This is a genomic window from Rurimicrobium arvi (assembly GCF_039540495.1).
Classification (GTDB): Bacteria; Bacteroidota; Bacteroidia; order Chitinophagales; family Chitinophagaceae; genus Rurimicrobium; species Rurimicrobium arvi.
This window is the reverse complement of the sequence record NZ_BAABEZ010000022.1, coordinates 671,620-696,625: the sequence shown is the minus strand read 5'-3', so window position 1 is coordinate 696,625 and position 25,006 is coordinate 671,620. Positions and strand designations below refer to the sequence as shown.

General features: G+C 49.3%; 21 protein-coding genes. 11 read left to right on the top strand and 10 right to left on the bottom strand.

Annotated features, from left to right (window positions below; translation table 11 throughout):
• Nucleotides 1–108 precede the first annotated feature (108 nt).
• From ABD846_RS09745 to ABD846_RS09720, 6 genes are all read left to right on the top strand, one after another.
• On the top strand, nt 109–1,128 hold the full coding sequence (locus tag ABD846_RS09745; protein ID WP_344825944.1) for a tetratricopeptide repeat protein: 1,020 nt from the start codon (nt 109–111) through the stop codon (nt 1,126–1,128).
• Nucleotides 1,129–1,158: 30 nt separating this feature from the next.
• Nucleotides 1,159–1,806: a ribulose-phosphate 3-epimerase gene (gene rpe, locus ABD846_RS09740; RefSeq protein ID WP_344825941.1), complete on the top strand. Its 648-nt coding sequence runs from the start codon at nt 1,159–1,161 to the stop codon at nt 1,804–1,806.
• Between the two features lie 29 nt (nt 1,807–1,835).
• Nucleotides 1,836–4,295: a TonB-dependent receptor gene (locus tag ABD846_RS09735; protein ID WP_344825938.1), complete on the top strand. Its 2,460-nt coding sequence runs from the start codon at nt 1,836–1,838 to the stop codon at nt 4,293–4,295.
• 88 nt (nt 4,296–4,383) lie between these two features.
• Entirely contained in the window at nt 4,384–7,206 is a 2,823-nt protein-coding gene (locus tag ABD846_RS09730) for an outer membrane beta-barrel family protein (protein ID WP_344825935.1), read from the top strand.
• Nucleotides 7,207–7,217: 11 nt separating this feature from the next.
• Entirely contained in the window at nt 7,218–7,970 is a 753-nt protein-coding gene (locus ABD846_RS09725) for a GLPGLI family protein (RefSeq protein WP_344825932.1), read from the top strand.
• A 33-nt stretch (nt 7,971–8,003) separates the two neighbouring features.
• Nucleotides 8,004–9,233, top strand: coding sequence for a 4-hydroxy-3-methylbut-2-enyl diphosphate reductase (locus ABD846_RS09720; RefSeq protein ID WP_344825930.1), 1,230 nt, complete (start codon nt 8,004–8,006; stop codon nt 9,231–9,233).
• A gap of 27 nt (nt 9,234–9,260) precedes the next feature.
• Here ABD846_RS09720 and ABD846_RS09715 read toward each other — a convergent pair whose 3' ends face one another.
• From ABD846_RS09715 to ABD846_RS09680, 8 genes are all read right to left on the bottom strand, one after another.
• Entirely contained in the window at nt 9,261–10,157 is an 897-nt protein-coding gene (locus ABD846_RS09715) for a ChaN family lipoprotein (RefSeq protein WP_344825928.1), read from the bottom strand.
• Between the two features lie 52 nt (nt 10,158–10,209).
• Nucleotides 10,210–11,640 (bottom strand): sugar transferase, encoded by a 1,431-nt coding sequence (locus ABD846_RS09710; RefSeq protein WP_344825925.1) that lies wholly within the window; start codon nt 11,638–11,640, stop codon nt 10,210–10,212.
• Nucleotides 11,641–12,510 (bottom strand): hypothetical protein, encoded by an 870-nt coding sequence (locus ABD846_RS09705; RefSeq protein ID WP_344825922.1) that lies wholly within the window; start codon nt 12,508–12,510, stop codon nt 11,641–11,643.
• A gap of 39 nt (nt 12,511–12,549) precedes the next feature.
• Nucleotides 12,550–13,536: a Gfo/Idh/MocA family protein gene (locus tag ABD846_RS09700; RefSeq protein ID WP_344825919.1), complete on the bottom strand. Its 987-nt coding sequence runs from the start codon at nt 13,534–13,536 to the stop codon at nt 12,550–12,552.
• Nucleotides 13,537–13,637: 101 nt separating this feature from the next.
• Nucleotides 13,638–14,348, bottom strand: coding sequence for a RadC family protein (radC, locus tag ABD846_RS09695; protein ID WP_344825916.1), 711 nt, complete (start codon nt 14,346–14,348; stop codon nt 13,638–13,640).
• 8 nt (nt 14,349–14,356) lie between these two features.
• Nucleotides 14,357–15,760, bottom strand: coding sequence for an FAD-binding oxidoreductase (locus tag ABD846_RS09690; RefSeq protein WP_344825913.1), 1,404 nt, complete (start codon nt 15,758–15,760; stop codon nt 14,357–14,359).
• 10 nt (nt 15,761–15,770) lie between these two features.
• A complete protein-coding gene (locus tag ABD846_RS09685; protein ID WP_344825911.1) occupies nt 15,771–16,433 on the bottom strand; it encodes a DUF4159 domain-containing protein in 663 nt (220 codons plus the stop codon).
• A complete protein-coding gene (locus tag ABD846_RS09680) occupies nt 16,423–17,145 on the bottom strand; it encodes an RsmE family RNA methyltransferase (RefSeq protein WP_344825908.1) in 723 nt (240 codons plus the stop codon). The genes ABD846_RS09685 and ABD846_RS09680 overlap by 11 nt, the downstream gene beginning before the upstream one ends.
• Nucleotides 17,146–17,372: 227 nt before the next feature.
• Between ABD846_RS09680 and ABD846_RS09675 the strand changes: the two genes are divergently transcribed.
• The 3 genes from ABD846_RS09675 (at nt 17,373) to lpxK (ending at nt 20,899) form a co-directional block, all read left to right on the top strand.
• Nucleotides 17,373–18,689, top strand: coding sequence for a citrate (Si)-synthase, eukaryotic (locus ABD846_RS09675; protein ID WP_344825905.1), 1,317 nt, complete (start codon nt 17,373–17,375; stop codon nt 18,687–18,689).
• 105 nt (nt 18,690–18,794) lie between these two features.
• Nucleotides 18,795–19,826: a glutamate formimidoyltransferase gene (ftcD, locus tag ABD846_RS09670; protein ID WP_344825902.1), complete on the top strand. Its 1,032-nt coding sequence runs from the start codon at nt 18,795–18,797 to the stop codon at nt 19,824–19,826.
• Nucleotides 19,827–19,828: 2 nt separating this feature from the next.
• On the top strand, nt 19,829–20,899 hold the full coding sequence (lpxK, locus tag ABD846_RS09665) for a tetraacyldisaccharide 4'-kinase (RefSeq protein WP_344825899.1): 1,071 nt from the start codon (nt 19,829–19,831) through the stop codon (nt 20,897–20,899).
• A gap of 4 nt (nt 20,900–20,903) precedes the next feature.
• Here lpxK and prmC read toward each other — a convergent pair whose 3' ends face one another.
• Complete coding sequence (prmC, locus tag ABD846_RS09660; RefSeq protein WP_344825896.1) at nt 20,904–21,764, bottom strand: peptide chain release factor N(5)-glutamine methyltransferase; 861 nt, start codon at nt 21,762–21,764, stop codon at nt 20,904–20,906.
• A 40-nt stretch (nt 21,765–21,804) separates the two neighbouring features.
• Between prmC and ribD the strand changes: the two genes are divergently transcribed.
• Entirely contained in the window at nt 21,805–22,917 is a 1,113-nt protein-coding gene (gene ribD, locus ABD846_RS09655) for a bifunctional diaminohydroxyphosphoribosylaminopyrimidine deaminase/5-amino-6-(5-phosphoribosylamino)uracil reductase RibD (protein ID WP_344825892.1), read from the top strand.
• The gene (locus ABD846_RS09650) at nt 22,914–23,789 is read left to right on the top strand and encodes an EamA family transporter (protein WP_344825889.1); all 876 of its coding nucleotides are present in this window, start codon (nt 22,914–22,916) and stop codon (nt 23,787–23,789) included. Before ribD ends, ABD846_RS09650 begins: the two co-directional genes overlap by 4 nt.
• Nucleotides 23,790–23,850: 61 nt before the next feature.
• On the opposite strand, the gene ABD846_RS09645 is transcribed toward ABD846_RS09650, so the two are convergent.
• Entirely contained in the window at nt 23,851–24,915 is a 1,065-nt protein-coding gene (locus tag ABD846_RS09645) for a branched-chain amino acid aminotransferase (RefSeq protein WP_344825887.1), read from the bottom strand.
• Nucleotides 24,916–25,006 lie beyond the last annotated feature (91 nt).

Genomic DNA, 25,006 nt, shown 5'->3' with positions numbered 1-25,006 from the left:
CTGTCTGCATAATTGAATAAATGCAATTCCTCATTTGTCGGGGTGTCCCCCTCCGACCACTGTTTTTTTGACCTATATTTGCGCTGCAAAAATAGAAACCTGTTACGCATGTCCCGCTATCTGAACTTATCTTTATTTTATTTTATATGTATGCTCGGGCTCACTGCCTGTGGGGGCGGTTCCAAAGCACCTCAGCAGCCTGTTTCCGGAGTATTTGCCGTGCCGGAAATCGCTGAAGTATCTGCACGTATAGAAAAAGATGGCAATAATGCTGCGCTGTATTACAAGCGTGCGATGTTGCTGCGGGAGCAGGGTGCCGACTCGCTCGCCCTCACGGATCTCAAAAAAACAGTGTCACTGGATAGTAGTAAAGCCTATTATTTTTCCTCAATCGGCGAACTGCTGTTTGAGCACAAAGATGTGCAGGGGTCTATCAAATATTTTAAAAAGGCTATCGGCATTGATCCGAACGATCCCGTTTCGCATCTGAAATACGCAAAACTGCTGATGTTTACCGATAACAACCAGGAAGCATTCACAGAGATCAATACCGTATTGCGTCGCAATCCATACAGCGGTGAAGCATATTTCCTGAAAGGAATGGTATATAAAAACCTGAAAGACACGAATAAGGCTTTGTCAAGCTTCCAGACCTCTATCCAGGTAGATCCGCAATACCAGCCATCCTTTCTGCAGTTGGGAGCAATCTATGCATCCCGTAAAGATTCGCTGGCCCTGCGCTATTTCGAAAATGCATACCTGATCGATTCTTCCCAGATGATCGGCCGCTATTCGCAGGCGATGTTCTACCAGGATGCCGGTGCTTACGAAAAAGCTAAAGCAGTTTACCGGAAGATCATTCTTAAAGATCCGCAATATGCCGATGCGTTCTTCAACATGGGTTGGATACTGATGCGACAGGATTCCTTTGAGAAGGCTGCAAGGCAATTCGACCTCGTGACGCGTATCGAGCCGGCCAATGCCGGAGCGTATTACAACAGAGGTGTCTGTTACGAACTGATGCACCGGACCCGGGAGGCATTGTCCGACTACAGACAGGCCGTGGAACTCGACGATACCTACACCGAAGCAAAATCCGGCGTGCAAAGACTTTCTTCCCAAAAATAGTATTTACTTTATTCTTCAATTACAGATAAAATGATAGCACCTTCCGTATTATCCGCTGATTTCCTGAACCTGGGTCGCGATGTGGAAATGATCAATGAGAGCGAGGCCGCACTGTTCCATGTGGATGTGATGGATGGCCGTTTTGTACCCAATATCAGTTTCGGGCTGCCTGTGATCAAAGCGATTAAAAAACTAGCAAAAAAGGCCCTGGATGTACACCTGATGATTGTGGAACCGGAAAAATATTTCGAAGACTTCAAAAATGCGGGTGCCGATATTCTTTCCGTTCACGTGGAAGCTTCCGTGCATCTGCACCGCAGCCTGCAGAGCATCAAAGCGCTGGGTATGAAGGCGGGTGTGGCTATCAATCCGCATACGCCTGTTTCCGCACTGTCTGAAGTGATCATGGATACCGACCTGGTATGTATGATGAGCGTGAACCCCGGATTCGGTGGTCAGTCTTTTATTCCCAATACATTGAATAAGATCCGTGAGCTGAAAAAAATGATCACGGAAAAAGGCGCATCCACGCTGATAGAGATAGATGGTGGTGTAACGCTGGAAAATGCCGCTACCATAATTGAAGCCGGAGCTGATGTGCTGGTTGCCGGTAATACGGTATTCAGCGCTGCTGATCCTAAAAAGATGATCAGCGACCTGCACCGTTTATCAAAATAAATGACGCTGTACTGCGTTTAATGCTCTATATGAAGTTGTTTCGCCCCGTCGCCTTTCTGATCGTATTGCTGTTTGCCTTGCCTGCCGCGTCTCTGGCGCAGTTGGCTCCCGCCGTGCTGGAAGGCCTGGTGCGCGACGATAATGGTAATCCGTTCGCCGATGTGCGTGTTACCGTTGCCGGTTCCGACAATATCCTGCTCACCGGTTCCGACGGGCGTTACCGTATTGAACTGTCTCCTTCCGTGACGCATACGGTCTCCTTCGCGAGCTTCGGCTACGAAACACATAAAAAGCGGGTGACGCTGAAGCCTGGCGAACATAAGACCCTTGATCTGCGTCTGCGCATACAGGATATTGAACTGCGTGCATTTGAAAAGAAAGATGATTCGCGCAAGAAAGAAGCCGGAGCAGTATATATTGATCCTAAAAAGGCGCAACAGATCGCCGGTCCCATCGGCGGAATCGAAGGGATCATCAAAACCCTCGTGGGCAGCACGAACGAATTGACTTCCCAATACAGCGTGCGTGGCGGAAACTATGACGAAAACCTTGTGTATGTAAACGATTTTGAAATATACCGCCCCTTTCTCGTCCGCAGCGGTCAGCAGGAAGGGCTCAGCTTCGTGAATGCGGATCTTACCCAGAACGTAAGCTTTTCTGTGGGCGGCTTCCAGGCGCGTTACGGAGACAAAATGTCTTCTGTGCTCGACGTAACCTATAAGACACCGAAACAATTCGCCGGCTCCGTTTCCGGTAGCCTGCTCGGCGGAAGTGTACACCTGGAGGGCGCTTCCCGCAATAAGAAATTTACGTATCTCGTCGGAGCGCGCCAGAAAAGCAATCAGTACCTGCTCAAAAGCCAGCCCACAAAGGGAATATACAATCCGTCCTTTACAGATCTGCAGGGACTGCTGCATTACCGTTTCAACCGTAAATGGGAAACGGAGCTGATCATCAACTATGCACGCAACCGTTTCTCCTACATCCCGGAAGAGCAGACCAGCAGCTTCGGTCTTGCCAATAAAGCATACCAGCTCCGTGTATTGTACACAGGTAGTGAGATCGACCAGTTTGATTCCCGCTTCGGCGGCTATTCCGTTACCTTCCGCCCGAATGAAAACCTGAAATTAAAATTACTCGCATCGGCGTTCCAGACCAATGAACAGGAAACCTACGATATCAGCGGGGAGTATGTACTCGGAGAATTGGAAACGGATCTCGGAAAATCCAACTTCGGACAGACAAAATACAGTCTTGGTACAGGAGTGATCCAGAACTACGGAAGGAACTACCTGAAGGTAAATGTGTATACCGCAGCACACCGCGGCTCTTACGATGCAGGCAATCACTTCATCCAGTGGGGCGCAGATTTTACGCGGCTGGATATACGCGACGAGCTACATTCGTACCAGCGCCGCGACTCCGCCGGATTTACGCAGCCTTTCAGCACTACCGACCTTACCATGCAGAACGTGTATGTTTCCGCCAACACGATACAGCCATTCCGCGTGAGTGGTTTTCTGCAGGATAATTTCCGTTTCAATGACAGCTCCCGTTATTCAGGATCTTTTGGCGTGCGTTATCTCTACAATAGTCTGAACAAAGAAAAGATATTGAGTCCGAGACTACAGCTGGGTTATAAACCACGTTGGAAAAAAGACTGGTCTTTCCGTTTTGCCACCGGCTACTATGCGCAGCCGGCGTTTTACCGCGAATTGCGCGATCTGCAGGGTAATACCAACCTTGATGTGCAGTCGCAGAAATCTTACCATGTGCTGGCCGGAACAGAAACCAATTTCACTGCCAATGGTAGTCCGTTCCGTTTTACCACCGAAGTGTACTACAAAAAGCTCTGGGACCTTGTGCCCTATGAATACGATGGTATCAAGATCCGCTACTACGGTACGAATTCAAGCCGCGGTTATGCATACGGTGGAGAAGTACGCTTGTATGCCGACCTGGTAAAGGACGCCACATCCTGGATATCGCTCGCCGTGATGAAAACAGAGGAGCAGATATTACAGGCTTATAAAGGTGCCGGCGGACAGGACAGTGCGTATGTGTATTCACAGTATGTGCCTCGCCCTACGGATCAGCGCGTGATGGTATCGATGTTCTTCCAGGATTATCTGCCGCAGAACCACAACTTCCGCGTGCATCTGAATATGATGTACGGAACAGGCCTGCCCTTCGGTTATCCGAACGGTAACCGCCTGGATGATGTGCTGCGCATGCCCGCCTACAAGCGCGTGGATATTGGTTTTTCCGCATTGCTGCTCGATGGCGCGAAAAAGGGAAAACGCCCGAGCCACAGTTTTTTCAACAACCTTGAATCTATATGGACGAGCCTGGAAGTCTTCAATCTGCTGAACATCCAGAATACGCTTTCCTACACCTGGATCCAGGATCAGACCTCCAATAAGATTTATGCGGTTCCCAACCGACTCACGTCGCGATTGCTGAACCTGAAGGTGGTTGTTTCGTTCTGATTCACCGAAAATCCCTCTCCTTTTCACCTACCTGTGATGCAATTGTGCACATAGCTTTGCTAATATTGCATTTCAAAGCACACCACCTATGAAAAAAACGCTTCAGCTCACCATGCTTCTACTGTGCCTCTCCCTTTGGGCACAGGCGCAAAAGACGGTCGTCTCGGGAAAGGTCATCGATACCTTCAACAATGAGACGATACAATATGCAACCGTTACGGTGCTCAATGCCGCCGACTCCACACTGCTCGGGTTCGGCCATTCAGACAAAGACGGTAAATTCTCATTTACTGCGGGCACCGCTCCTAAATTCCTTTTGCTGATCACAGGTTATGGCTTTGCCGATTATACGGATATTGTGAACTCCGGGAGCTCCGGAACGCTTGATCTTGGCAATGTAATCCTGTTTACACGTGAGAAGGTCCTTTCGGAATTCGTTGTCATGCAACGCCGCGGTTCCATCGTAATCAAAGGCGACACCACAGAATACAATGCGGATAGCTTTAAAGTGGACGCCAACGCAAATGTGGAGGCTTTGCTGAAAAAGCTTCCGGGTCTGCAGGTGGATAAAAATGGTCAGATTACCGCACAGGGCGAAAAAGTGCAGAAAATACTGGTGGACGGTGAAGAGTTCTTCAGCGACGATCCGGCTGTGGTGAACCGCAGTCTGCAGGCCAAAGCGATCGATAAAGTTCAGGTGTTTGATAAAAAGAGCGCCAATGCCGAGTTTACAGGTGTAGACGATGGTGAACGCACCAAGACGATCAACCTGCAACTGAAAGACAAATACAAAAAAGGTTCGTTCGGTAAAGTCGCGCTTGGCGGCGGAAGCAACGGCTTCTTCGAAAACCAGGCAATGTTCAACCTGTTCCGGGGCAAACAGAAATTCTCGGTTTATGGCATCGCTGCCAATACCGCGAAGATCGGATTATCGCAGAACGACGCGTCCAAATACACTTCTTCCGGTTCCTCGATGCAGATGAGTGATGACGGCGATATGTTCTTTATCGACAATAACAACGATGACGGAACGTCTTGGGACGGACAATATAACGGTGAAGGTCTGCCGAAGGCATGGGAAGCCGGAGCGCATTATTCCAACAAATGGAATAATGATATCCAGCACGTGAATACGAATTACCGCTTCAATCGCCGCAATATCGAAACGCTGGACAACACTTTCACGCAATACAACCTGCAGGATTCATCCTATTATACAGACCAGCACTCCACATCCTTCTCTTCTATAGACAAGCATACGCTGAGCGGATTGTACGAATGGAAAACCGATTCGGCCTCCATGCTGAAGTTCACGATGAACGGACGTAAATCGAATACCGTCAACAGGACCGGTAGTGAAACGAGATCCAAAGGGGTTTCCGGTGCACTGCTCAATACCTCCGACCGTACTTCGGATAACGACGGTACACGCGATAATGTGGATGTCAACCTTTCATGGCAGAAGCGCTTTAAAAAGAAAAGCCGCAGCATGTTCCTGCAGCTTACCTATAATAATTCAGGTACTAATAACGAAGGATACCTGCACGCAGCAAATACTTTTTACAGCGACGGTATACAGGATAGCACCACTACGATCGATCAGCGCAAAAAGAATGAATCCAACACCAACACTTACGGAGCCATCGCATCCTACACAGAGCCGATCTCTCAGAAAGCGGTGGTGGAAGTAAAATACAATTTCTCCAGCCAGGGCAACTATTCCCGTCAGCTTTCGTTTAATAAAGGTGCGGCAGGAGATTATCAGCAACTGGATTCGCTGTATAGTACCGACTATAATTTTGATGTGACGACGCATCGCCTCGGAACGACCTTCCGCTGGAATTATGAGAAGCTGAGCTTTTCGTTCGGGGCGGCAGCTTCCAACACCGAATTCCGCCAGTTTGATAACCTGTATAACAGGGAAATGAACCGTACATTCCACAACTTCTTCCCTTCAGCCAACCTGAATTATAAATTAAGTCGCCAGTCGAGTCTGCGCTTCCGCTACTCAGGGTACACACAGCAGCCAACGGTAACGCAGATACAGCCGGTACGCCAGAATACAGATCCTCTGAACATTTCTGTCGGAAACCCGAATCTGAAACAGGAATTCGACAACTCGATTTCTCTCGGATATAACAGTTATCGCGTGCTGAGCGGCACTTATATCTATATGGGCGGGGGAATGAGCCTTGTGGACAATGACATCAGTCGTTCAGAGACAATCGCCGCTTCCGGTGTGCGTACTTACCAGTACGTGAATGTAGACGGTAATCGCAGCTCCTACCTGTATGCGGGTATCGGTACCAAGATCAAAGGGACGCAGATACAGATCGGTGCAAATACCAATGTCAACGTAAGCCGTTACAATACAATCGTAAACGGTGCCGCAAATAAAAGTGACAACAACAGTTACACGGTAGGGTTGCGCGCTGCTTATGAAAAGGAAAAACTGATCGACTTCAGCTTCAATCCTTCCGTCACATACAACTACAACCTGAGCAGCATCAATGCGCAGAACACTTCGTTCTGGTCGGCAGCACCGGAAGCAAGTGTACTGCTGTATCTGCCCAAGAAGTTTCAGATCAGCTCAGATGCCAGCTATAATATCCGTCAGCGCACCGCAACATTCGATCGCAACAACAACGTATTCCTGCTGAATGCATCGGTTTCCAAAAAGCTCCTGAAAGGCGATCAGCTTGAGGCGCGCTTCGCGGTATACGACATCTTCAACCAGAATCTCGGGTTCAACCGTTATGGAAACGGTAACACTGTAGTGCAGCAATCGTACAACACGATCAAGCGCTATGCGTTGCTGTCGCTGGTATGGAACTTTACCTATACCCCCAAGGGAAATGCTGCCGACGGCGCAGCATCCCAGATCGAAGAAATTCAAATGAGCGGTAAATAAATCTGACACAAATGAAAGCACTTAAATATATCATAGCAGCATTTGCTGTAGCCTTGTCTTTATCTGCAGATGCCCAGGTGGTGTTGCAGGGACGTATCGAATACCAGCGTAAAATGAATATCCACCGTCAGTTTGACGATTTCGGCGACGGGGAAATGAACTCCTATATGGAAGCGTTTATGGCAAAATTGCCCAAATTCGATACCCGCAGTTTTAATTACCGTTTTACGACACAGCAAAGCCGTTACGAACCGATAAAGCAGGACGAAAACCCGGCTTTGTCGATGATGGGGGGGCTTCCCGGTACGGAGACTATTGTATTCTCCGACTTTTCGCGGCATCAGTTCGTGGCGCAGAAGAAAGTATTTGAACAGACCTTTCTGCTTGCCGACAGCCTGAAGCCGTTTAAATGGAAAGTGCTCGACGAAGTACGTACAATTGCGGGATACAGCTGCCGCAAAGCCAGTTGCCGTATTCACGACAGTGTTGTGGTGGTGGCATTCTATACAGACCAGATTCCCGTAAGTGGTGGTCCGGAATCGTTCAGCGGACTGCCCGGAATGATCCTGGAGATTGCCATTCCTCGTTTATACACTACCTGGATCGCGCAATCAGTCGTGCTCGAAGCCGTGGGGCCCGATAAGCTCGGTGTTCCCGAAAAGGGAAAGAAGATTGCGATGAAGGACGCTGAAAGTACCATCCGGGAGAGCACGAAAAATTGGGGAAAATTTGCAGAGAAATATATCTGGTGGACCTGCCTCTGACGTAATTTTGCAGTCTATCCGGCCTCATCCGTAATGAAATCATTCAACGTACCCACCCACTACCGCAGTCCTATTGTAAGTGCCATCAAGGCAAAACGCAAAGCGGCTGACAAGATGAAGAAAGACTTTGCTCCCACGATCCTGCATATAGGTTCGCTGGAAGTGATCCTTGCCCGTCATTTCGGTTTTTGCTACGGGGTGGAGAACGCTATTGAAATTGCTTTCCGTGCCATAGACGAGAATCCGGGTAAGCGTATATTCCTGCTCAGCGAAATGATTCACAATCCGAATGTGAATGCAGATCTCGTCGCGCGCGGCGTACGCTTCATTATGGATACTTCCGGCCGTATGCTGATGGACTGGAATGAGCTCAACAGCGATGATATCGTGATCATACCTGCTTTCGGTACCACACTGGAGATGGAGGCTTTGCTGCGTGCGAAGGGTATTGAACCGACCACTTACGAAACTACATGCCCATTTGTGGAAAAGGTGTGGAACCGTGCCGAGAAGATCGGTAAAGACGGCTATACCATCGTGATCCATGGCAAACCGAAGCATGAGGAAACGCGTGCCACGTTCTCGCACAGTAATGTGCACACACCCACGGTAGTGGTGAAAGACATGAAGGAAGCGGAATTGCTTGCTGAGTTTATCCGTAAAGAATTGCCGCGCGAGGAGTTTTACACGCGCTTTAAAGGCCAGTATTCCGAAGGGTTTGATGTAGATGCGGACCTCGAAAGGATAGGGGTGGTGAATCAGACAACGATGCTTGCTTCCGAAACACAGGGTATTGCAGACTTCCTGAAGCAGGTGATCATCGCTCACTACAACGTAGCTCCCGGTAATGAACTCGAACGCTTTGCGGAAACGCGCGATACTTTGTGCTATGCCACCAACGATAACCAGAGTGCCGTGCAGGGAATGCTCGAAGAGCAGGCCGATCTTGCTTTGGTGATCGGCGGATACAATAGCTCCAATACTTCTCATCTGGTGGAGCTGTGCGAACAAAAGTTGCCCACGTATTTTATCCGCGATGAATTCTGCCTGATCAGCGATAAACTGATTAGTCATTATGATTGGCGTAATCATCTGGAGGAGATGACTCCGGATTTTCTGCCCGCAAAGAATCCTTTGCGTGTAATGATCACTTCCGGGGCTTCCTGCCCCGATGCATTGGTGGAACGTATCATAAACAGGCTCGCCGGGCTTACGCACAACGAGCCTGCATTAGCAACATTGCAATCCACCTGGGAAGCCTAGGATGTTGTAACGTTGTGATTGAAAGTACTATTCCGTCAACTCGTCTTTTTTAACCAGGATTACATAGTCGGCGAGTGCTTCATGTGCCGCGAAATCGGGTTTTTCGAAATCCGCTGAAGGGAAGCAGCTGATAGTGCTTACTTTAATGTCTTTGTCGAGGCGGTACAGCTGAGAAACTGTTCCGAGGTATTCGTCGGAGTGGAAGCGGCCACAAACGTGCATCACCATTCCTTCCTTTTTATTTTTGTCAACCGCCGACTGTATGCTTTTCGCCATTGTGGCATCCCACAGGCACTGGGAGGCGAACATGTTGGGACTGTGGATGTTTTCTTCTCCGCCCATAATACCGATGAACTTCTTGAAATATTTGCCTTTTGCTGGTACGTAAACGGGCAGTTTTGCGATCAGTCTTTTGGCGCCGTAGCTCAGGCTGTCCAGGCTTTTCGGTCCCCGCTGACTCATCAGGGAATTATAGCGGCGCGGGCTGTTGGCGGCAGTGATGGGGATATGCTGGTCTTTACAGAATTCCACCATCGGACTGTAATCTTCATAATTCGACCAGGGGCGGGAATCTTTCAGGAATTTTTCGCGCGATATAAATCCTCCCAGGTAGTCTTCCAGCAGTACCTGACAGTCCGTTTCAAACATTTCCAGCGATAAACGCAGGCTGCCTTCAAAACGCTCCCGGAGCATTTTCAATAATTTCAGTTCAAGAATATGACCGATCGTATCATCATGTTCCTCACCCCAGATCACAACTTCTGATCGTTTCAGTTTGTCTGCCAGTTCTGTCAGGGTAATATAATTACCGGTAGCGGTCTGGATTATTTTGAAGGGCGGTTGCGGCATCTCCGGCCTGTATTGTGCTTTCGCCGTGTTTATTCCAAACAGGAATGCGAGCAGAGCGACAGATAAGAATCTCATAGACGAGCGTTGGTTTGCCGCAAGATACTTGTCTTTATGTGAAAAAGAAAGACTATTTGCCCCGGCCTTCCACGATCACGATCAACGTGTGCAGCATGATCTTTATGTCCAGCGCCAGGGAACAGTTCTCGATGTACAGGAGGTCGTACTCCATACGTTTTTTCATTTCATCCACGTTTTGCGCATAGCCATATTTCACCATTCCCCAGGAGGTAAGGCCCGGCTTCACTTTGTGCAGGTAGCGGTAGTGCGGATGCGTGGTGCAGATGATGTCGATATAATATTTGCGTTCGGGTCGCGGACCTACAAGGCTCATGTCGCCGATAAGGATATTGTAGAACTGCGGGATTTCGTCGATACGCCATTTACGCATCACGCGTCCCCAATTGGTAATGCGCGGGTCGTTGCGACGCGAGAGTGCCGGTCCGTGCTGCTCTGCGCTCATAAACATCGACCTGAATTTAATGATGTTGAACGTTTTGCCGTACAGCCCGATCCGTTCCTGCTTATAGAAAATAGGACCCGGTGAAGAGAGTTTTACCTTGATTGCCGCAAACAGGTACACCGGAGACAACAGCAATATCGCAATAGAAGAGGCCACGATATCAATCACGCGCTTGCATACGATCTGCCAGTCGGGCATGATGGAAGGCTCAATGTGTACCAGAATGGTGTCATACACATTGTTCGTTTTCACCGACCCTGAAATGATGTCGTACAGGTTGGGTAAGACTTTTACCACAACGGCCTTATAGCTCAGGCGTGTCAGAATGTTTTCGAGCAGACTCCGTTCGGAGCTGTCCACTGCGACAATCACTTCTTCGATCGCGTATTCGTCTATAATGGATTCCAGCTGCGCAAGATTTCCCAGTTGCGGCAGGTAATGGCTCATGCCGTTGCCGGTTTCTTTCTGGGAATAAACGAACCCTTTAAAAATATTTCCGAGGATCTTATCGTTGCCGGTGATCTGTTTGTAAATCTGGATCGCCTGCTCATTGCCGCCGACAATCATCGTGTTGAATCCTACGCGCCCGGAAATGATATTCTTTTTTACACGGAACAGGATGAACATTCTGGCTGCAAGTGTAAATGCGGTATGGATGAAGAAATAACGCCAGGTCATCGTAAAGAAATACGAAAAGTTATCCGTGTCGTTACTCACCAGGGTAAATGCGAGCAGCAGGCTGCCGATAAAACAGGAAATAAAAGTGCGGTAGATCTCATCTATGCGGGATTTCCGGTACAGATCGAAATAGGTGCCGGAAAGATGGTACAGGAACAACCAGCCCAGTGGCAACAACACAATCCCTTCAAGAAGATCGATCGGTTTCATCAATGTGATCGCTTCACTGAAACCGGTTTGCAGCAATGTTTTATGCCTGATCACCCAGAACAGCAGCCATGCAAGCGCCGATGTCAGAAAGTCTGACACCATCATTACGCGAATGGCTTTCTTTTTTACCGGGGACAGGTACGCAAACATCTATTTGTAAATCACTTTGAAATTGTCGAGTACAACGTAGCCTTCAGTGTATTTACCATCGTCGTCGTCCAGGGAAACACGGATCTTAAGGTAGAAGCGGGAATACTGTGTATTGGCATTGGTGAAATTGGAAACATTCACATACACTTTGTTGGTTTCGGATTTTGGATAGAACCCAACCGAATATGCTTCGTAAGAATTGTTGTTTGCGTCTTCTGCGCGGAACCCTATCTGGAACGGTACCGAACACTTGTATTCCAGTTCCAGCCAGCAGTCGCTCGTAGGCAACTCAAAATAGTTCGTTGATACGGATTCTGAATTCCTGTGGTTCTGGTCCACATAAATATAGCCCGAATACTTTCCCTCAATTTTAAGCTCCGGATTAGTGATCAGCTGAACGCCGGTATCTCCGCCGGTTGTTCTGAAGAGATTGCCTTCTTCAAAATTGATCATCTGACGGAAAGAGGAGCGGGTGAGCGAATGCAGGTAGCGCGTTTTGGGCGTAAAAGAAAAAGTCTGACCGGGTGCGTGTTTTACAGCAACGGAATCCAGTTCATAAAACGGGTACGCAATGACATAACTTTTGAGGCCCTGATTGGTAACGGCGGGAATAATAAATATCTCCTCGTCTTTACTGAGGATCAGCGGTACCGTACAGGGAAGGTCAAATACTCCCACGGCAGAGTTGTTAATGAATACTTTTGCCGCAGGAATGCTGTGGCTGGAGCTGCCGGTAAAGCTGGAGTCGGGATTGCTGTATTGAAAAGGTTCAATATGCAGAAAAGTAGGTACAGGTTCTTTAGGGTTGATAATATTACACCCCCAGCAAAACACAGCTATAAAAAATAATAAGTAAACGTTTTTCTTCATTCCTGTCGGTACACTTCTTACACTTAACGTAAAAAGCAATTATTCATTGTGTATCTGATTATGTAAACTCATTTTTTTCAGAATGAGGTGTGCTACTTCCATAGCCTGATAGCCATCGAAGGCAGTCACCTTTACCGCTTTGTCATTTATAACGGCGTCGGCAAACTCGGCCAGTTCCATGCGGATGGCGTTTATTTCCGGTACTGCGGGATTTTCCACCTGCAATATCTTTTTATCACCATTGGGCATTTCCAGCGGAATATCGAATGCATTGCTGTTGCCGGAGGAGTCGGAAAGGCGGATGATCTCCGTTTTCTTATCCAGGAAATCCACGCTGATATAGGCATCGCGCTGGAACAGGCGCATTTTGCGCATGCGTTTCAGCGAAATGCGGCTGCTTGTAAGATTGGCTACGCAACCGTTGTCAAACTCAATGCGCGCATTAGCAATATCGGGTGTTTCGCTCATTACGGCCACGCCGCTTGCCGAAATACGTTTTACGGGTGACTTTACGAGGTGAAGAATGATGTCAATATCATGGATCATCAGGTCGAGTATTACCGAAACATCTGTTCCGCGCGGATTGAAGGTGGCCAGACGGTGCGATTCGATAAACATCGGTTGCAATGCGGTATGTTCCAAAGCCAGCAGGGCAGGGTTGAAGCGCTCCACATGTCCGACCTGGCATTTAACATTGGCTTCCTTCGCAAGTTTGATCAGTTCCTGCGCTTCCTCAAGCGTGCTGGTGAAAGGCTTTTCCACGAACAGGTGTTTCCCTGCAAGCAATGCTTTGCGGGCAATTTCGTGGTGGAAAATGGTCGGGGTAACGATGTCGGCTGCTTCACACACCGCGAGCAGTGCGTCCGGACTTTCAAAGCGCCGGATCTGGTATTGCGCGGCTACGGCTGCAGCATTTGTATCGTCGGGGTCGAAAAAGCCCACTATGTGGACCTGCGGTATTTCCTTCCATTGCTGGATGTGAATTTTTCCGAGATGTCCTGCGCCGAAAATCCCTATGTTGAGCATACCTGTTTGCGTCGAAATTAAGCTGATGTTAAGCCTGCAAGATAATCATTTAGAGCGGAGTTTTTAAGCGGCGCAGCAGGCTGCTTCAGAAATAAATATTATTATAATAAGCCTTCGTTTGCGAATGAGACAGCCTGTTTGCCCGCAATGATAATGTGGTCAAGCAACTCGATATCCATTGATCCGGCGGCGCTCTGTAGCTTGTATGTGAGCTTTTTATCGGCTTCACTCACCTTTGGGTTGCCCGAAGGGTGATTGTGAGCTACGATGATCCGGGATGATTTGTAGAGCAATGCGTTCTTGAGTATGATCCGTATATCGGCTATTGTGGCGGTCAGTCCGCCATAACTGATAAATTCGTGCCGTATCAGCGCTCCGGAAATATCCATATAGAGCACGCAGAATACCTCCTGACCCAGGTCTTGTAATAAGGGTTGCAGGATATCAACCGCATCCTGGTACCCGGTAATGATTTCCCGCGCGATTGCGGGCTCCATCTGCCGGCGTCTGCCGAGTTCGATCGCAGCAAGCAAGGTGATCGCTTTCGCGGGCCCGATACCTTTGATCTGGGTCAGTTCTGTAATGGTAACTTTTCCAAGGGTGCCCAGCTTCCGGTCAACGAGTTTCAGGACATCCCTCGCAAGGTCCAGTGCGTTTCTCACCGGGGTTCCGCTTCCGATAAGTATCGCGATTAATTCTGCATCGCTGAGGCTGTTTTCTCCTTTACTGACCAGCTTTTCCCTGGGGCGGTCGTCTTCCGACCATGATTTGATTCCGCTCTTCTTAAATGCTTCTTTCTTCCTGCGTGACATTCTTTTCCCTATGCAAATATCTTGCCAGGGTTCAATATTCCCTTCGGATCGAATGCTTTTTTTATGGCTTCCATTAAAGCCAATTGAGTTGCATTGAATACGATGGATAAATAAGTTTTTTGCACATATCCGATCCCGTGTTCCCCGGAAATAGTTCCGCCCATCTGATGCACTTTTCCGAACAGCTCGCGAATCCCTTCCGGTAGTTTATATTGCCAGTCGTGATCGCTCATATCGCCTTTTACAATATTCACATGAAGATTGCCGTCGCCGGCATGACCGTAACATACAGATCTGAAACCATATTTCTTCCCTGTCTCTTTTACATGTTGTAACAGCTCCGGCAGGCATGCCCTGGGGACCACCGTATCTTCTTCTTTATAGATGGAATTGCCTTTTACCGCTTCACCGACAATACGCCTCAGCTTCCACAATTGCTGTTTCTGTGCGGCTGTATCGGCAAAAAGTACCGGGTCTGTGGCGTATTTTTCTGCAATGGCAGTTATCTGTTCTGCCTCTTCAATAAGCTGTTCCGGATGATTTCCGTCCACTTCAACAAGCAGGTGCGCCTGTACATGGTCGGGTAGCGGAACGGAACTGTCCCCGAAATAATGCACGGCACATTCCAGCGCATCACGCTCCATAAATTCGAGTGCCGATGGGGTGATACCTGCAAGAAAAATGTCATTTACGGCACGGCATGCTTCTGATGCATCGTGAAACGGGATCAGCAGCAACAGGTCATGCCTGTTCGCCGGTATAAGCCGCAGCACGATTTTTGTAACAATACATAAAGTGCCTTCGCTGCCTACCACCAGTTGCGTAAGATTATAGCCAGTGGCGTTTTTCAGCACATTTGCGCCGGTCCACATCACGGATCCGTCTGCAAGCACCACTTCGAGATTCAAAACGAAATCCTTGACCACGCCATATTTTACGGCTCGGGGTCCTCCTGAGTTTTCGGCTATATTTCCGCCTATGAAACAAGAGCCTTTACTGGCAGGGTCGGGCGGGTAGTACAAGCCCTTTTCCTTTACGGCATTCTGTAATACTTCGGTAATGACGCCGGGTTCGGTGGTCACCTGAAAATTTTGCGTATCGATATTCAGGATTCGGTTCATGCGTTTCATATCCAGGGAAACGCCGCCCGCAACCGGTAATGCACCGCCGCTGAGTCCTGTTCCGGCTCCCCTCGCTGTGACGGGGATGTTATGCTGGTTGCAATAAGCAAGCACTGCGCTTACTTCGGCTGTCGACTGAGGCCGAAGGACCACCTCCGGGTAAAACACGAAATCTTCCGTATGGTCGGAAGCGCATTGCGCCAGGTCCGGCGCTGCTACAGACATGCCTTCCGCGCCCAGTAGCGACCGGAATTGCTGCAGGTCATTTTCATCGATCTTTTTATAGAGCACTGTCTTTTTTTTAAGGTTTGTCGAATGCGTACTGAACCAGGTTGGCGCCCATTTGCAATGCAGCCTGTCTTTGCGCGGGCTTGTCGTTATGTACATCCGGATCTTCCCATCCGTCGCCGAGATCCGTTTCCACGCTGTAAAACACTATCAGTCGGCCTTCATAGATCAGACCGTATCCTTTCGGTGCTTTATTGTCATGCTCGTGGATTTTCGGCAACCCGTTCGTGAAATTGAATTTCTGGTGGTAAACAGGGTGGGAAAAGGGCAGCTCCGTAAGCGTCAGTTCCGGGAAGATTTTTTTCAATGCCGGGCGCACATATTCGTCGAGCCCGTAGTTGTCGTCGATATGCAGAAATCCGCCGGCCATCAGGTAACTGCGCAGGTTTTTTGCCTCAGCATCATTCACCGTCCATCTTCCGTGACCGGTCATGTGTACGAAAGGGTAGTTGAATATTTCAGGACTTGCGGCTTCCACCTGTGCTTCCTTTGTATCAAGATTGGTGCGTAGTTGTGCATTGCAGAATTGCGCGAGATTCCTGAGCGAACTCGGATTCGCATACCAGTCGCCACCACCTCCGTATACGAGCAGGGCCAGTCGCAGCTGTTGTGCGGACGCGCTGCCGGCGCAGGAAAGGAGCAGCGTAAACAGTATTATTTTGAATTTATTTTCCATTGAGCAGGTTGAAGTAAGCGCAAACCGCCATAGCTGCGGTTTCGGTTCTTAATCGTTGTTCACACAGCGCAATTCCGGCAAAACCGGAAGCTTCCATTTGGGTGATCTCCGCAGGACTGAAATCGCCTTCAGGTCCTATCAGTATCCATACATCTTTTCCGGCTGAAAGTACTTTGGATATTGGGTTACGCGTGCTTTGCGGGTCACAGTGTGCGATGAGTTTCAGTGTGCCGGTATCGGCACGTTCGGCAATCTGTTTCAGTGTAGACGGGGCGTACAGCTCCGGAAGGTAATACTGTTGTGATTGCAGCATAGCCGAAATAAGTATGTTGCGTGCGCGGTCTTCCCGGAATTTCTCGCGTTCGGTGCGTTCGCTTAAAAGGGGAGTTATAGAAGAAACGCCAAGTTCCGTCGCTTTTTCCAGCAGCCATTCATTTCGGGAGGCATTCTTGGTAAAGGCGACGGCAAGATGCAGTTGTATCGACGGAGCGGCATGCTGCTCCGTGCTTTGCAGGCGCACCACGCAATGCTTTTTACCGGCTGAGGTAAGCGCCGCGAGTGCGGTCCGGCCCTTCCCGTTGTTTAGCTGTATCAGGTCTCCTTCTTTTTTGCGCAGTACCTGGACTACATGCTTTGCCGTGTCTTCGTGAAGACTCAGCAGTTCATTTGCGAGCAGTTCCCCGTCGTGGTAAAAAAATGGAATTTGCGACATCGCGGCAAGTTACTCCGAAATCCGTAAACCTGTTCCTGACATATCTTTTGAAAATGTATAAGCTTTTGCCAGCCTGCGTTTGCCAGCCTATAGACACGGCAAATGGACAAATAACAAATCGTTTATGAAGCGAACTATTTTCTTTAGTTCGTTTTGTTATCTTTGCGTCCGTCGGGTTCGAATCTGAGGCTGTCTGCGTCCAATCAACTTTTCAATTTATTGTCACTATGGGTTACATTAAAGACCATTTCAAAGAAGTTGCAGATAAGCAATCTGCAGCAATCAAAAAATTAATAGCGGAACACGGTGAGATTTCTTTGGGGCAGGTTACGATTGCTCAGGCTTACCAGGGGATGCGTGGTATTCCCGGTCTGATCACCGAAACTTCTCTGCTGGACGCCAATGAAGGTATCCGCTTCCGCGGGTATTCTATTCCTGAGCTGCGCGAAAAGCTGCCGAAGGCAAGCGATGGTAAAGAACCTTGTCCGGAAGGACTGTTCTACCTGATGCTCGTTGGTGAGATTCCCACAGACGAAGATGCAGGTCATATCTCCGCAGTTTGGGCCCGCCGCAGCCATGTACCCAATCACGTTTTTCAGGTGATCGAAGCGTTCCCTGTTTCCACGCACCCGATGACGCAGTTCTGTGCTGCAGTGCTCGCGTTGCAGACGGAAAGCAAATTTGCAAAAGCTTATGAGGCCGGTATTTCCAAAAAAGAATACTGGGATTATGTATACGAAGACAGCATGACGCTGATTGCGCGCCTGCCCCGTATCGCAGCTTATATCTATCGCCGTAAATACAAAAACGGTGAGCATATCCAGCCTGACGGAATGCTCGACTGGAGCGCGAATTTTGCGCATATGCTCGGTTATGACGATGACAGCTTCAAAGAGCTGATGCGTTTGTACCTCACCATCCACGCTGATCACGAAGGTGGAAACGTTTCCGCTCATGCCACACATCTGGTTGGGTCTGCACTGAGCGATCCTTACCTGTGTTTCACAGCAGGAATGACGGGCCTCGCTGGTCCGCTGCACGGTCTTGCCAACCAGGAAGTGATCCGTTGGATCGAAGAGCTCCAGAAAGATCTCGGTACGCTCACTCCTTCAAAAGAACAGATCGCCGATTACATCCGCAAAACCCTGAGCGAGGGTAAAGTGGTTCCCGGTTACGGTCATGCCGTACTGCGTAAAACAGACCCCCGCTTCACTGCTCAGATGGAATTTGCAAAAGTTCACTGCGCAGACAACCCTACGGTTCAGACCGTTTGGAACGTTTATGAAGTGGCTCCTGAAATCCTCGAATCAACCGGTAAGATCAAAAATCCGTGGCCTAACGTGGATGCGCATTCCGGCGCACTGCTGAAACACTACGGTCTTGTGGAAGAAGATTTCTATACCGTGCTGTTTGGCGTGAGCCGTGCGCTGGGTGTGCTTGCAAGTCTTTGCTGGGATCGCGCACTCGGATTCCCGATTGAGCGTCCGAAATCAATGACCACCGAGTGGATCAACAATTATATCGCGAAACAAGCAGTGAAATAATCCTGCTTTGATATATGAAAAGCCCGTGGATCGATACCCACGGGCTTTTTTTGTCGTTTCTGAAATTATATTTGACAGCATTTCTGTTTTTCTGAATCATTCGATATGAAACCCATCCTGGAATGTATTCCCAATTTTAGCGAAGGCGCTGATGAAAGCGTACTGACAAAAATTGCAGAAGCGATCCGTTCGGTGCCGGGTGTTTTTTTACTGCATACAGATAAAAGCCCTGCCGCCAATCGTACGGTATTCACTTTCGCGGGTGATCCTGATGCCGTTGCCGAAGCGGCTTTCCGCGGCATATCTGTTGCCGCAGCGTGTATTGATATGCGCAATCAGAAGGGTGTGCACCCGCGTATCGGCGCAACGGACGTGTGTCCGTTGGTGCCGCTGCAGGGAATGTCTGAAGCGGATGCAAATGTGTATGCATTACAGCTTGCGGAAAGAGTAGGCAAAGAATTGTCGATCCCTGTGTTTCTATATGAATACAGCCAGTCACGAACTTATCGCGCGGCTTTACCGGTTATCCGCAAGGGGCAGTATGAGGGGCTTTCGGAACGCATGGCGGACCCTGCCTGGCACCCCGATTTCGGGCCGGTCACGGGCAATCCTGTTACCGGCGCAACCGTAATTGGTGTGCGTCGGATATTGTTGGCATTCAATATATCCTTAAACACAAAAGACGTGCTCGTTGCGGAGTCGATTGCCCGCAGCCTGCGTCAATCGGGATATTGGGAGGAGGGGGATGAAGGGCAACGACGCAAAGTGCAGGGATTATTGCCGATGGTGCGCGCGATCGGCTGGTATATGGAAGATTATGGACAGGCGCAGGTTTCGTTCAATCTGCTGGATTATCATACAAGCAGCCTGCTGACGGTATGGCTTGCGTGCAGGCAGGCGGCAGCGGCTATGGGCGTATCTTTGGCAGGGTCTGAGTTGATCGGACTGGTGCCCGAAGCGTGTATGCTGGAAGCCGGGCGTTATGCAGCGGGGAGTGCCGTGAGCGATCCGGACACATTGATGAACGCAGCCATCGATATGATGGGACTGGCGCAGCTGAAGCCGTTTGTGCCTGAAGAAAAAATATTGGAACGTGCATGGTACCGGTATTCCGGTACTGTTTTGAAATTAAACTGATCATGTTTTTATTAAGATATCTGCTACTCCCGTTTACATTACTGTACGGATCACTTGTGTGGCTGCGGAATCGTTTATACGACGCGGGTTTCCTGTCATCGGTATCTTTTGATATTCCGGTGATCGCAGTGGGGAACCTCTCGGTAGGAGGAACCGGCAAAACGCCCCATATCGAGTACCTGGTGCGTTTATTGCAGTACGAATACCGGGTTGCCACAATGAGCCGGGGTTACAAACGCCGTACGCGTGGTTTTCTGCTGGCGGATGAACGGACGAACGCGCTGCACATCGGGGATGAACCGATGCAGTATCACCTGAAGTTTCCTGAGCTTGCAGTAAGCGTTGCCGAGGATCGTATGACCGGCATTCCTTCCCTGCTGATGCACCGGCCCGAAATTGAAGTAGTGCTGCTGGATGATGCATTTCAGCACCGGTCTGTACGTGCGGGACTGAATGTGCTGATTACGGATTACAACAAACCTTTTTATAAAGATCATATCCTTCCCTATGGCAGTCTGCGCGAAAGCAGGAACGCGTATAAACGCGCAGACCTGATTGTAGTATCGAAATGCCCGCCATCGCTGACAACTGCAGAAGCCGCGGATATCCGCTCCAGGATAGCGCCGTCGCAGTCTCAGCAGGTTTGCTTCAGTCGCGTGCGTTACGGCAATGCGTACCGGATGGGCAGTCCGGACGAAGCGGTATCATTTGCCGGGAAAAAAGTACTGTTGCTGACAGGTATCGCCAAACCGGAACCTTTACTTGCACACGTGGAACAGCAGGCTGCAGCCGTGCACCTCTTATCCCATCCCGATCATCACTTTTTTACTGCACGCAATTTTGCCGAAGTGGAAGAAGTGGCGAAAAACTGGGGCGGTGATTGTGTGGTACTGACTACGGAAAAAGATGCGACACGCCTGGCACTTCGTCCGGAACTCCTTTCGGCGATGAGCATGCCCGTATATGTAATGCCGATTGAAGTCGCGTTTCTCTTCAACGACCGTGTGGTTTTTGATCAGCGTGTACGGGAATTTGTACAACATCAAAGTATGCATTATCAGGGTCTCGACTGATAAATTACCGTGTCTGCAGTCCGGCGCGTATCATACGCCAGTTGTCATGCATATCGCGACGGGGAGTGATATGGGTATATCCGAGCGATTGGAGCAGGTCGCGCGTCTGTGGCATGAAATCACAATGAATTTCGAAATACAGGCAGCCTCCGTCTTTTAATCGCGTCATCGCTTTCTGCGCAATATTCCTGTAAAACAGCAATGGGTCGTCATCTTTCACAAATAAAGCAATATGTGGTTCGTGCCCGGTTACATTCGCATGCATCCCGGCCGCTTCCCTCTCCGGTATATAGGGTGGGTTGGATACAATCACGTCATACATCCCCATCAGCGATGCCGCTTCGGGGCTTAATATATCTATCTTTTTAAAGGTTACGTCCGCATCCAGGTAAGCCGCATTTTCCCTGGCTGTTTTCAGTGCGCCGGGGCTGATATCGCAGGCTTCCACAGTTGCGGCAGGGATCTCTTTTTTCAGGGAAATGGGGATACAGCCTGAACCCGTACCGATGTCCAGTATTGCAGGAGCCTTATCACCAAAGTCCTGAACGATCCAAAGCACCAATTCCTCGGTCTCCGGACGCGGTATCAACACGGATGGATTTACGACGAAACGGCGTTCCAGAAACCAGGCCTCACCGAGGATGTATTGTATCGGTGTAGCCTTTCTGAGTTGCTGTACCGCAGTCTCCAGACGGAATTCCTGCGATGCGTCCAGCAAGCCGTCTTTCTGCATCAGTCGCTCCATCTTGCTCATTCCGCTGATCTGCTCCAGCAGCATATGCGCGACCGCAGCTGCCTCCGCCGGATCATACAACGGAGAAAGTTGTTCTTTGGTTTGGTAAAAAGCCTGCGACCAGTTCATCATTCTGTCTGCAAAGAAACATAATACCGTCGATTTGAAATGAATGACGATTCGTTATTTTCGCGGAAGAATGTGCGTTTCCGAAGATCAGTTGTATATGATGCGCTGCCTGCAGCTCGCCCAGCGCGCAGAAGGCTATGCTGCACCCAATCCGCTCGTCGGCGCGGTGCTGGTACATCAGGGACGGATCATCGGTGAAGGATTCCATCAGGTATATGGGGCGGCACACGCAGAGGTAAATTGTTTTGCCTCAGTATCCGAAGCAGACCGTGTGCTCATCCCTGAGTCCACCCTGTACGTCAGTTTGGAACCCTGCGCGCATTTCGGCAAAACACCGCCTTGTGCAGACCGGGTGATCCGGGAACGGGTACAACGCGTGGTCGTGGCCAACCGCGATCCTTTTGCTGCGGTGGACGGTAAGGGAATAGATAAGCTGCTGGCAGCAGGAATCCAGGTAGATACAGGCGTTCTGGAGCAGGATGCTGCATGGCTCAATCGCCGTTTCTTCTGTGTGCATACACGCAACAGACCCTATATTATTCTGAAATGGGCTCAGACGCAGAATGGCTTTTTTGCTCCTGCCGATCGCTCCCGGCTGCAGATTTCCAATAGCTGGTCGAAGCGGCTGAACGACCGCTGGCGTGCCAAAGAGTCGGCCATCATGGTGGGAACCATAACTGCAATCAACGATAACCCGCGTCTCACCAGCTCATATGGTCATGTTCCGTTACGCATTGCATTGGACAGAACCCTTCGTATACCGGCAACACATCAACTGTTGCAGGAGGGGCCGGCAACATGGATCGTCAATGAATTGGAAGCAGGCAATTCCGGTTCCGTTCGGTACCACAAGTTGCCATTTGATGACCGCTTGCTCACACAACTGCTCGATGAATTGAGTGCTGTCGGAAAGAATTCGCTGATTGTGGAAGGCGGAGTACAATTATTACAGTCGTTCATTGATCAGGGCCTCTGGGATGAGGCACGCGTATTTATTGCCGGAGATGTCGATAGCAATGGAATACAGGCACCCCGGCTTTCAGAAGCCCTGCATTGTGCAGATTGGCCGCTCGGCGATAATCGTTTACACTATTATATTCACAACAACAATTCCTACGCTCCCGGTACTCTGGGACTCCATTCCCTCGATTTATGATGTACCTGCTGTTGATGGTGCTGCTGAACGCCTTGCTGGCAGCATTGTTTAAATTATTTGTTCGTTTCCGGGTCGATAACTTTCAGGCGATTGTGGTGAATTACTGGGTATGTGTGCTCACCGGCTCCGCGTTCCTGGGCTCCTTTCCGGTAGGCGCAGCAAGCCTCTCCAGGGACTGGCTGGGATTGTGTTTATTGATGGGCGCCGGATTCATATCTATTTTCAATCTGTTTGCTTATTGTACCCGCAGGGACGGAATTACTGCAGCCACCGTTGCCAATAAATTATCACTGGTGATCCCTGTATTGTTCTCTATCGTCCTGTACGACGAGCATCCGGGTCTGGTGCAATGGCTGGGTATCGTACTGGCTTTCCCTGCCGTGTACCTGGCTTCGCTCCCGAAAGCCTCAATGGAAAAGGTAAGTCCGCATAAGCACAATCTCTTCTGGATCGTGCTGTTGTTTATCGGCAGCGGATTGCTGGATACTGCCATGAAATATGCAGAGCAGCGCTACCTTGCTACTCCGTCTGAACAGGCATCTTATACCATACATCTGTTTTTCGTGGCAGGCACCATTGGTACATTGCTGTTGCTGTTTTTCCTGATTACCGGACGCATGCGTTTTTCCTGGCGCAATGTGGCAGGAGGTATAGCGCTTGGTGTGCCGAATTACTTTTCGATCTACTTTATGATCCGCATGCTAAACAGCAATTTTATACAAAGTTCGGCAATGATACCGTTGAGCAACGTGGGTGTTCTTGTTGCCTCTTCGTTGATCGCGATGTTGTTTTTCGGAGAACGCCCGTCTGCAAGGAATAAGCTCGGGTTGCTGTTGTCACTGATCGTAATTGCCTTGCTGGCAATGTCGTGAAAAGAAAGAGCCCGCAACATCTGTTACGGGCTCTTTGCTTAAAGGATATTTAATAAGGATATCAGCATACTTTCAATACCCAGTTGTGGTTATCTGCCTTGCGGCCATAACGTATATCATCCAGTGTTGTTTTGATCCAGTTCATTGTTTCCCATTCCTCAACAGGGCGCAACTGCATTACATCTGTGTGGAAAGTCAGTTTGCCGATAGGAGCAACTGATGCAGCTGTTCCCGTTCCGAACGCTTCTTTCAGGGAGCCGTTCTTGTAAGCAGCTTCAATTTCGTCAATGGAAATCGGACGCTCTTCAACGGTAACACCTTTTTCTTTCAGCAGTGTGATCACACTGTCGCGCGTAACACCTGCGAGGATCGTACCTGCGTTCAGATCGGGAGTGATCACTTTGTCACCGATAACGAAAAATACGTTCATGGTTCCAATTTCCTGAACATACTTATGTTCAAAGCCATCTGTCCACAGGATCTGATCGTATCCCATTTTCTGGATCTGCTGTGCCGGGTACATACAGGCTCCATAGTTACCTGCTGCTTTGGTCATGCCGATACCACCGGGGAATGCACGTACGAATTCGTCCTGAACATAAATAGAAACAGGTTTGGAATAGTAGGCAGCCGCAGGGCTGGTGATGATCATAAATGTAAATTTGGTTGCCGGACGCACCCCTACAAACTCATCTGTAGCGATCATGAACGGACGGATGTACAGAGAACATCCCGGTTCTGTAGGAACCCAGGCTGCATCCACTTCAATGAGTTTACGCATGCCTTCCACGAACAACTCTTCCGGAAGATCAGGCATACCCATACGCTCCGCAGACTTATTCATGCGTTTCCAGTTAGACTCGGGACGGAAAATCTGAACGCCGCCTTCAGCGTTGCGGTAAGCTTTCACGCCTTCAAAGATCGCCTGTCCGTAGTGCATGAAGGTTGTGGCAGGACTCAGACTGATATTTTCAAATGGTACGATTTCCGGGCTTCCCCACACTCCATCCTCGTAGTGAGCTACCAGCATGTGATCGGCATATAGGCGGCCAAACTGGATGTTTTTCTGATCCAGTTGAGCTATTCTGCTTTGTGGGATTTTGTTGACCTTGATTTCGTAAGCCATTGTATTATCAATAAGATTTGTAAATAAATTTGCGCAAAGAAACGCTTTTTTTGCCACTTGCGTTTCCTGTGATTACTTATAAATATTTGTG

What these genes read in the sequence shown, in the direction of transcription:
- ABD846_RS09745 (WP_344825944.1), top strand. Translation starts at nt 109, where the DNA reads ATGTCCCGCTATCTGAACTTATCTTTATTTTATTTTATATGTATGCTC.
- rpe (WP_344825941.1), top strand. Translation starts at nt 1,159, where the DNA reads ATGATAGCACCTTCCGTATTATCCGCTGATTTCCTGAACCTGGGTCGC.
- ABD846_RS09735 (WP_344825938.1), top strand. Translation starts at nt 1,836, where the DNA reads ATGAAGTTGTTTCGCCCCGTCGCCTTTCTGATCGTATTGCTGTTTGCC.
- ABD846_RS09730 (WP_344825935.1), top strand. Translation starts at nt 4,384, where the DNA reads ATGAAAAAAACGCTTCAGCTCACCATGCTTCTACTGTGCCTCTCCCTT.
- ABD846_RS09725 (WP_344825932.1), top strand. Translation starts at nt 7,218, where the DNA reads ATGAAAGCACTTAAATATATCATAGCAGCATTTGCTGTAGCCTTGTCT.
- ABD846_RS09720 (WP_344825930.1), top strand. Translation starts at nt 8,004, where the DNA reads ATGAAATCATTCAACGTACCCACCCACTACCGCAGTCCTATTGTAAGT.
- ABD846_RS09715 (WP_344825928.1), bottom strand. Translation starts at nt 10,157, where the DNA reads ATGAGATTCTTATCTGTCGCTCTGCTCGCATTCCTGTTTGGAATAAAC.
- ABD846_RS09710 (WP_344825925.1), bottom strand. Translation starts at nt 11,640, where the DNA reads ATGTTTGCGTACCTGTCCCCGGTAAAAAAGAAAGCCATTCGCGTAATG.
- ABD846_RS09705 (WP_344825922.1), bottom strand. Translation starts at nt 12,510, where the DNA reads ATGAAGAAAAACGTTTACTTATTATTTTTTATAGCTGTGTTTTGCTGG.
- ABD846_RS09700 (WP_344825919.1), bottom strand. Translation starts at nt 13,536, where the DNA reads ATGCTCAACATAGGGATTTTCGGCGCAGGACATCTCGGAAAAATTCAC.
- radC (WP_344825916.1), bottom strand. Translation starts at nt 14,348, where the DNA reads ATGTCACGCAGGAAGAAAGAAGCATTTAAGAAGAGCGGAATCAAATCA.
- ABD846_RS09685 (WP_344825911.1), bottom strand. Translation starts at nt 16,433, where the DNA reads ATGGAAAATAAATTCAAAATAATACTGTTTACGCTGCTCCTTTCCTGC.
- ABD846_RS09680 (WP_344825908.1), bottom strand. Translation starts at nt 17,145, where the DNA reads ATGTCGCAAATTCCATTTTTTTACCACGACGGGGAACTGCTCGCAAAT.
- ABD846_RS09675 (WP_344825905.1), top strand. Translation starts at nt 17,373, where the DNA reads ATGGGTTACATTAAAGACCATTTCAAAGAAGTTGCAGATAAGCAATCT.
- ftcD (WP_344825902.1), top strand. Translation starts at nt 18,795, where the DNA reads ATGAAACCCATCCTGGAATGTATTCCCAATTTTAGCGAAGGCGCTGAT.
- lpxK (WP_344825899.1), top strand. Translation starts at nt 19,829, where the DNA reads ATGTTTTTATTAAGATATCTGCTACTCCCGTTTACATTACTGTACGGA.
- prmC (WP_344825896.1), bottom strand. Translation starts at nt 21,764, where the DNA reads ATGATGAACTGGTCGCAGGCTTTTTACCAAACCAAAGAACAACTTTCT.
- ribD (WP_344825892.1), top strand. Translation starts at nt 21,805, where the DNA reads ATGACGATTCGTTATTTTCGCGGAAGAATGTGCGTTTCCGAAGATCAG.
- ABD846_RS09650 (WP_344825889.1), top strand. Translation starts at nt 22,914, where the DNA reads ATGATGTACCTGCTGTTGATGGTGCTGCTGAACGCCTTGCTGGCAGCA.
- ABD846_RS09645 (WP_344825887.1), bottom strand. Translation starts at nt 24,915, where the DNA reads ATGGCTTACGAAATCAAGGTCAACAAAATCCCACAAAGCAGAATAGCT.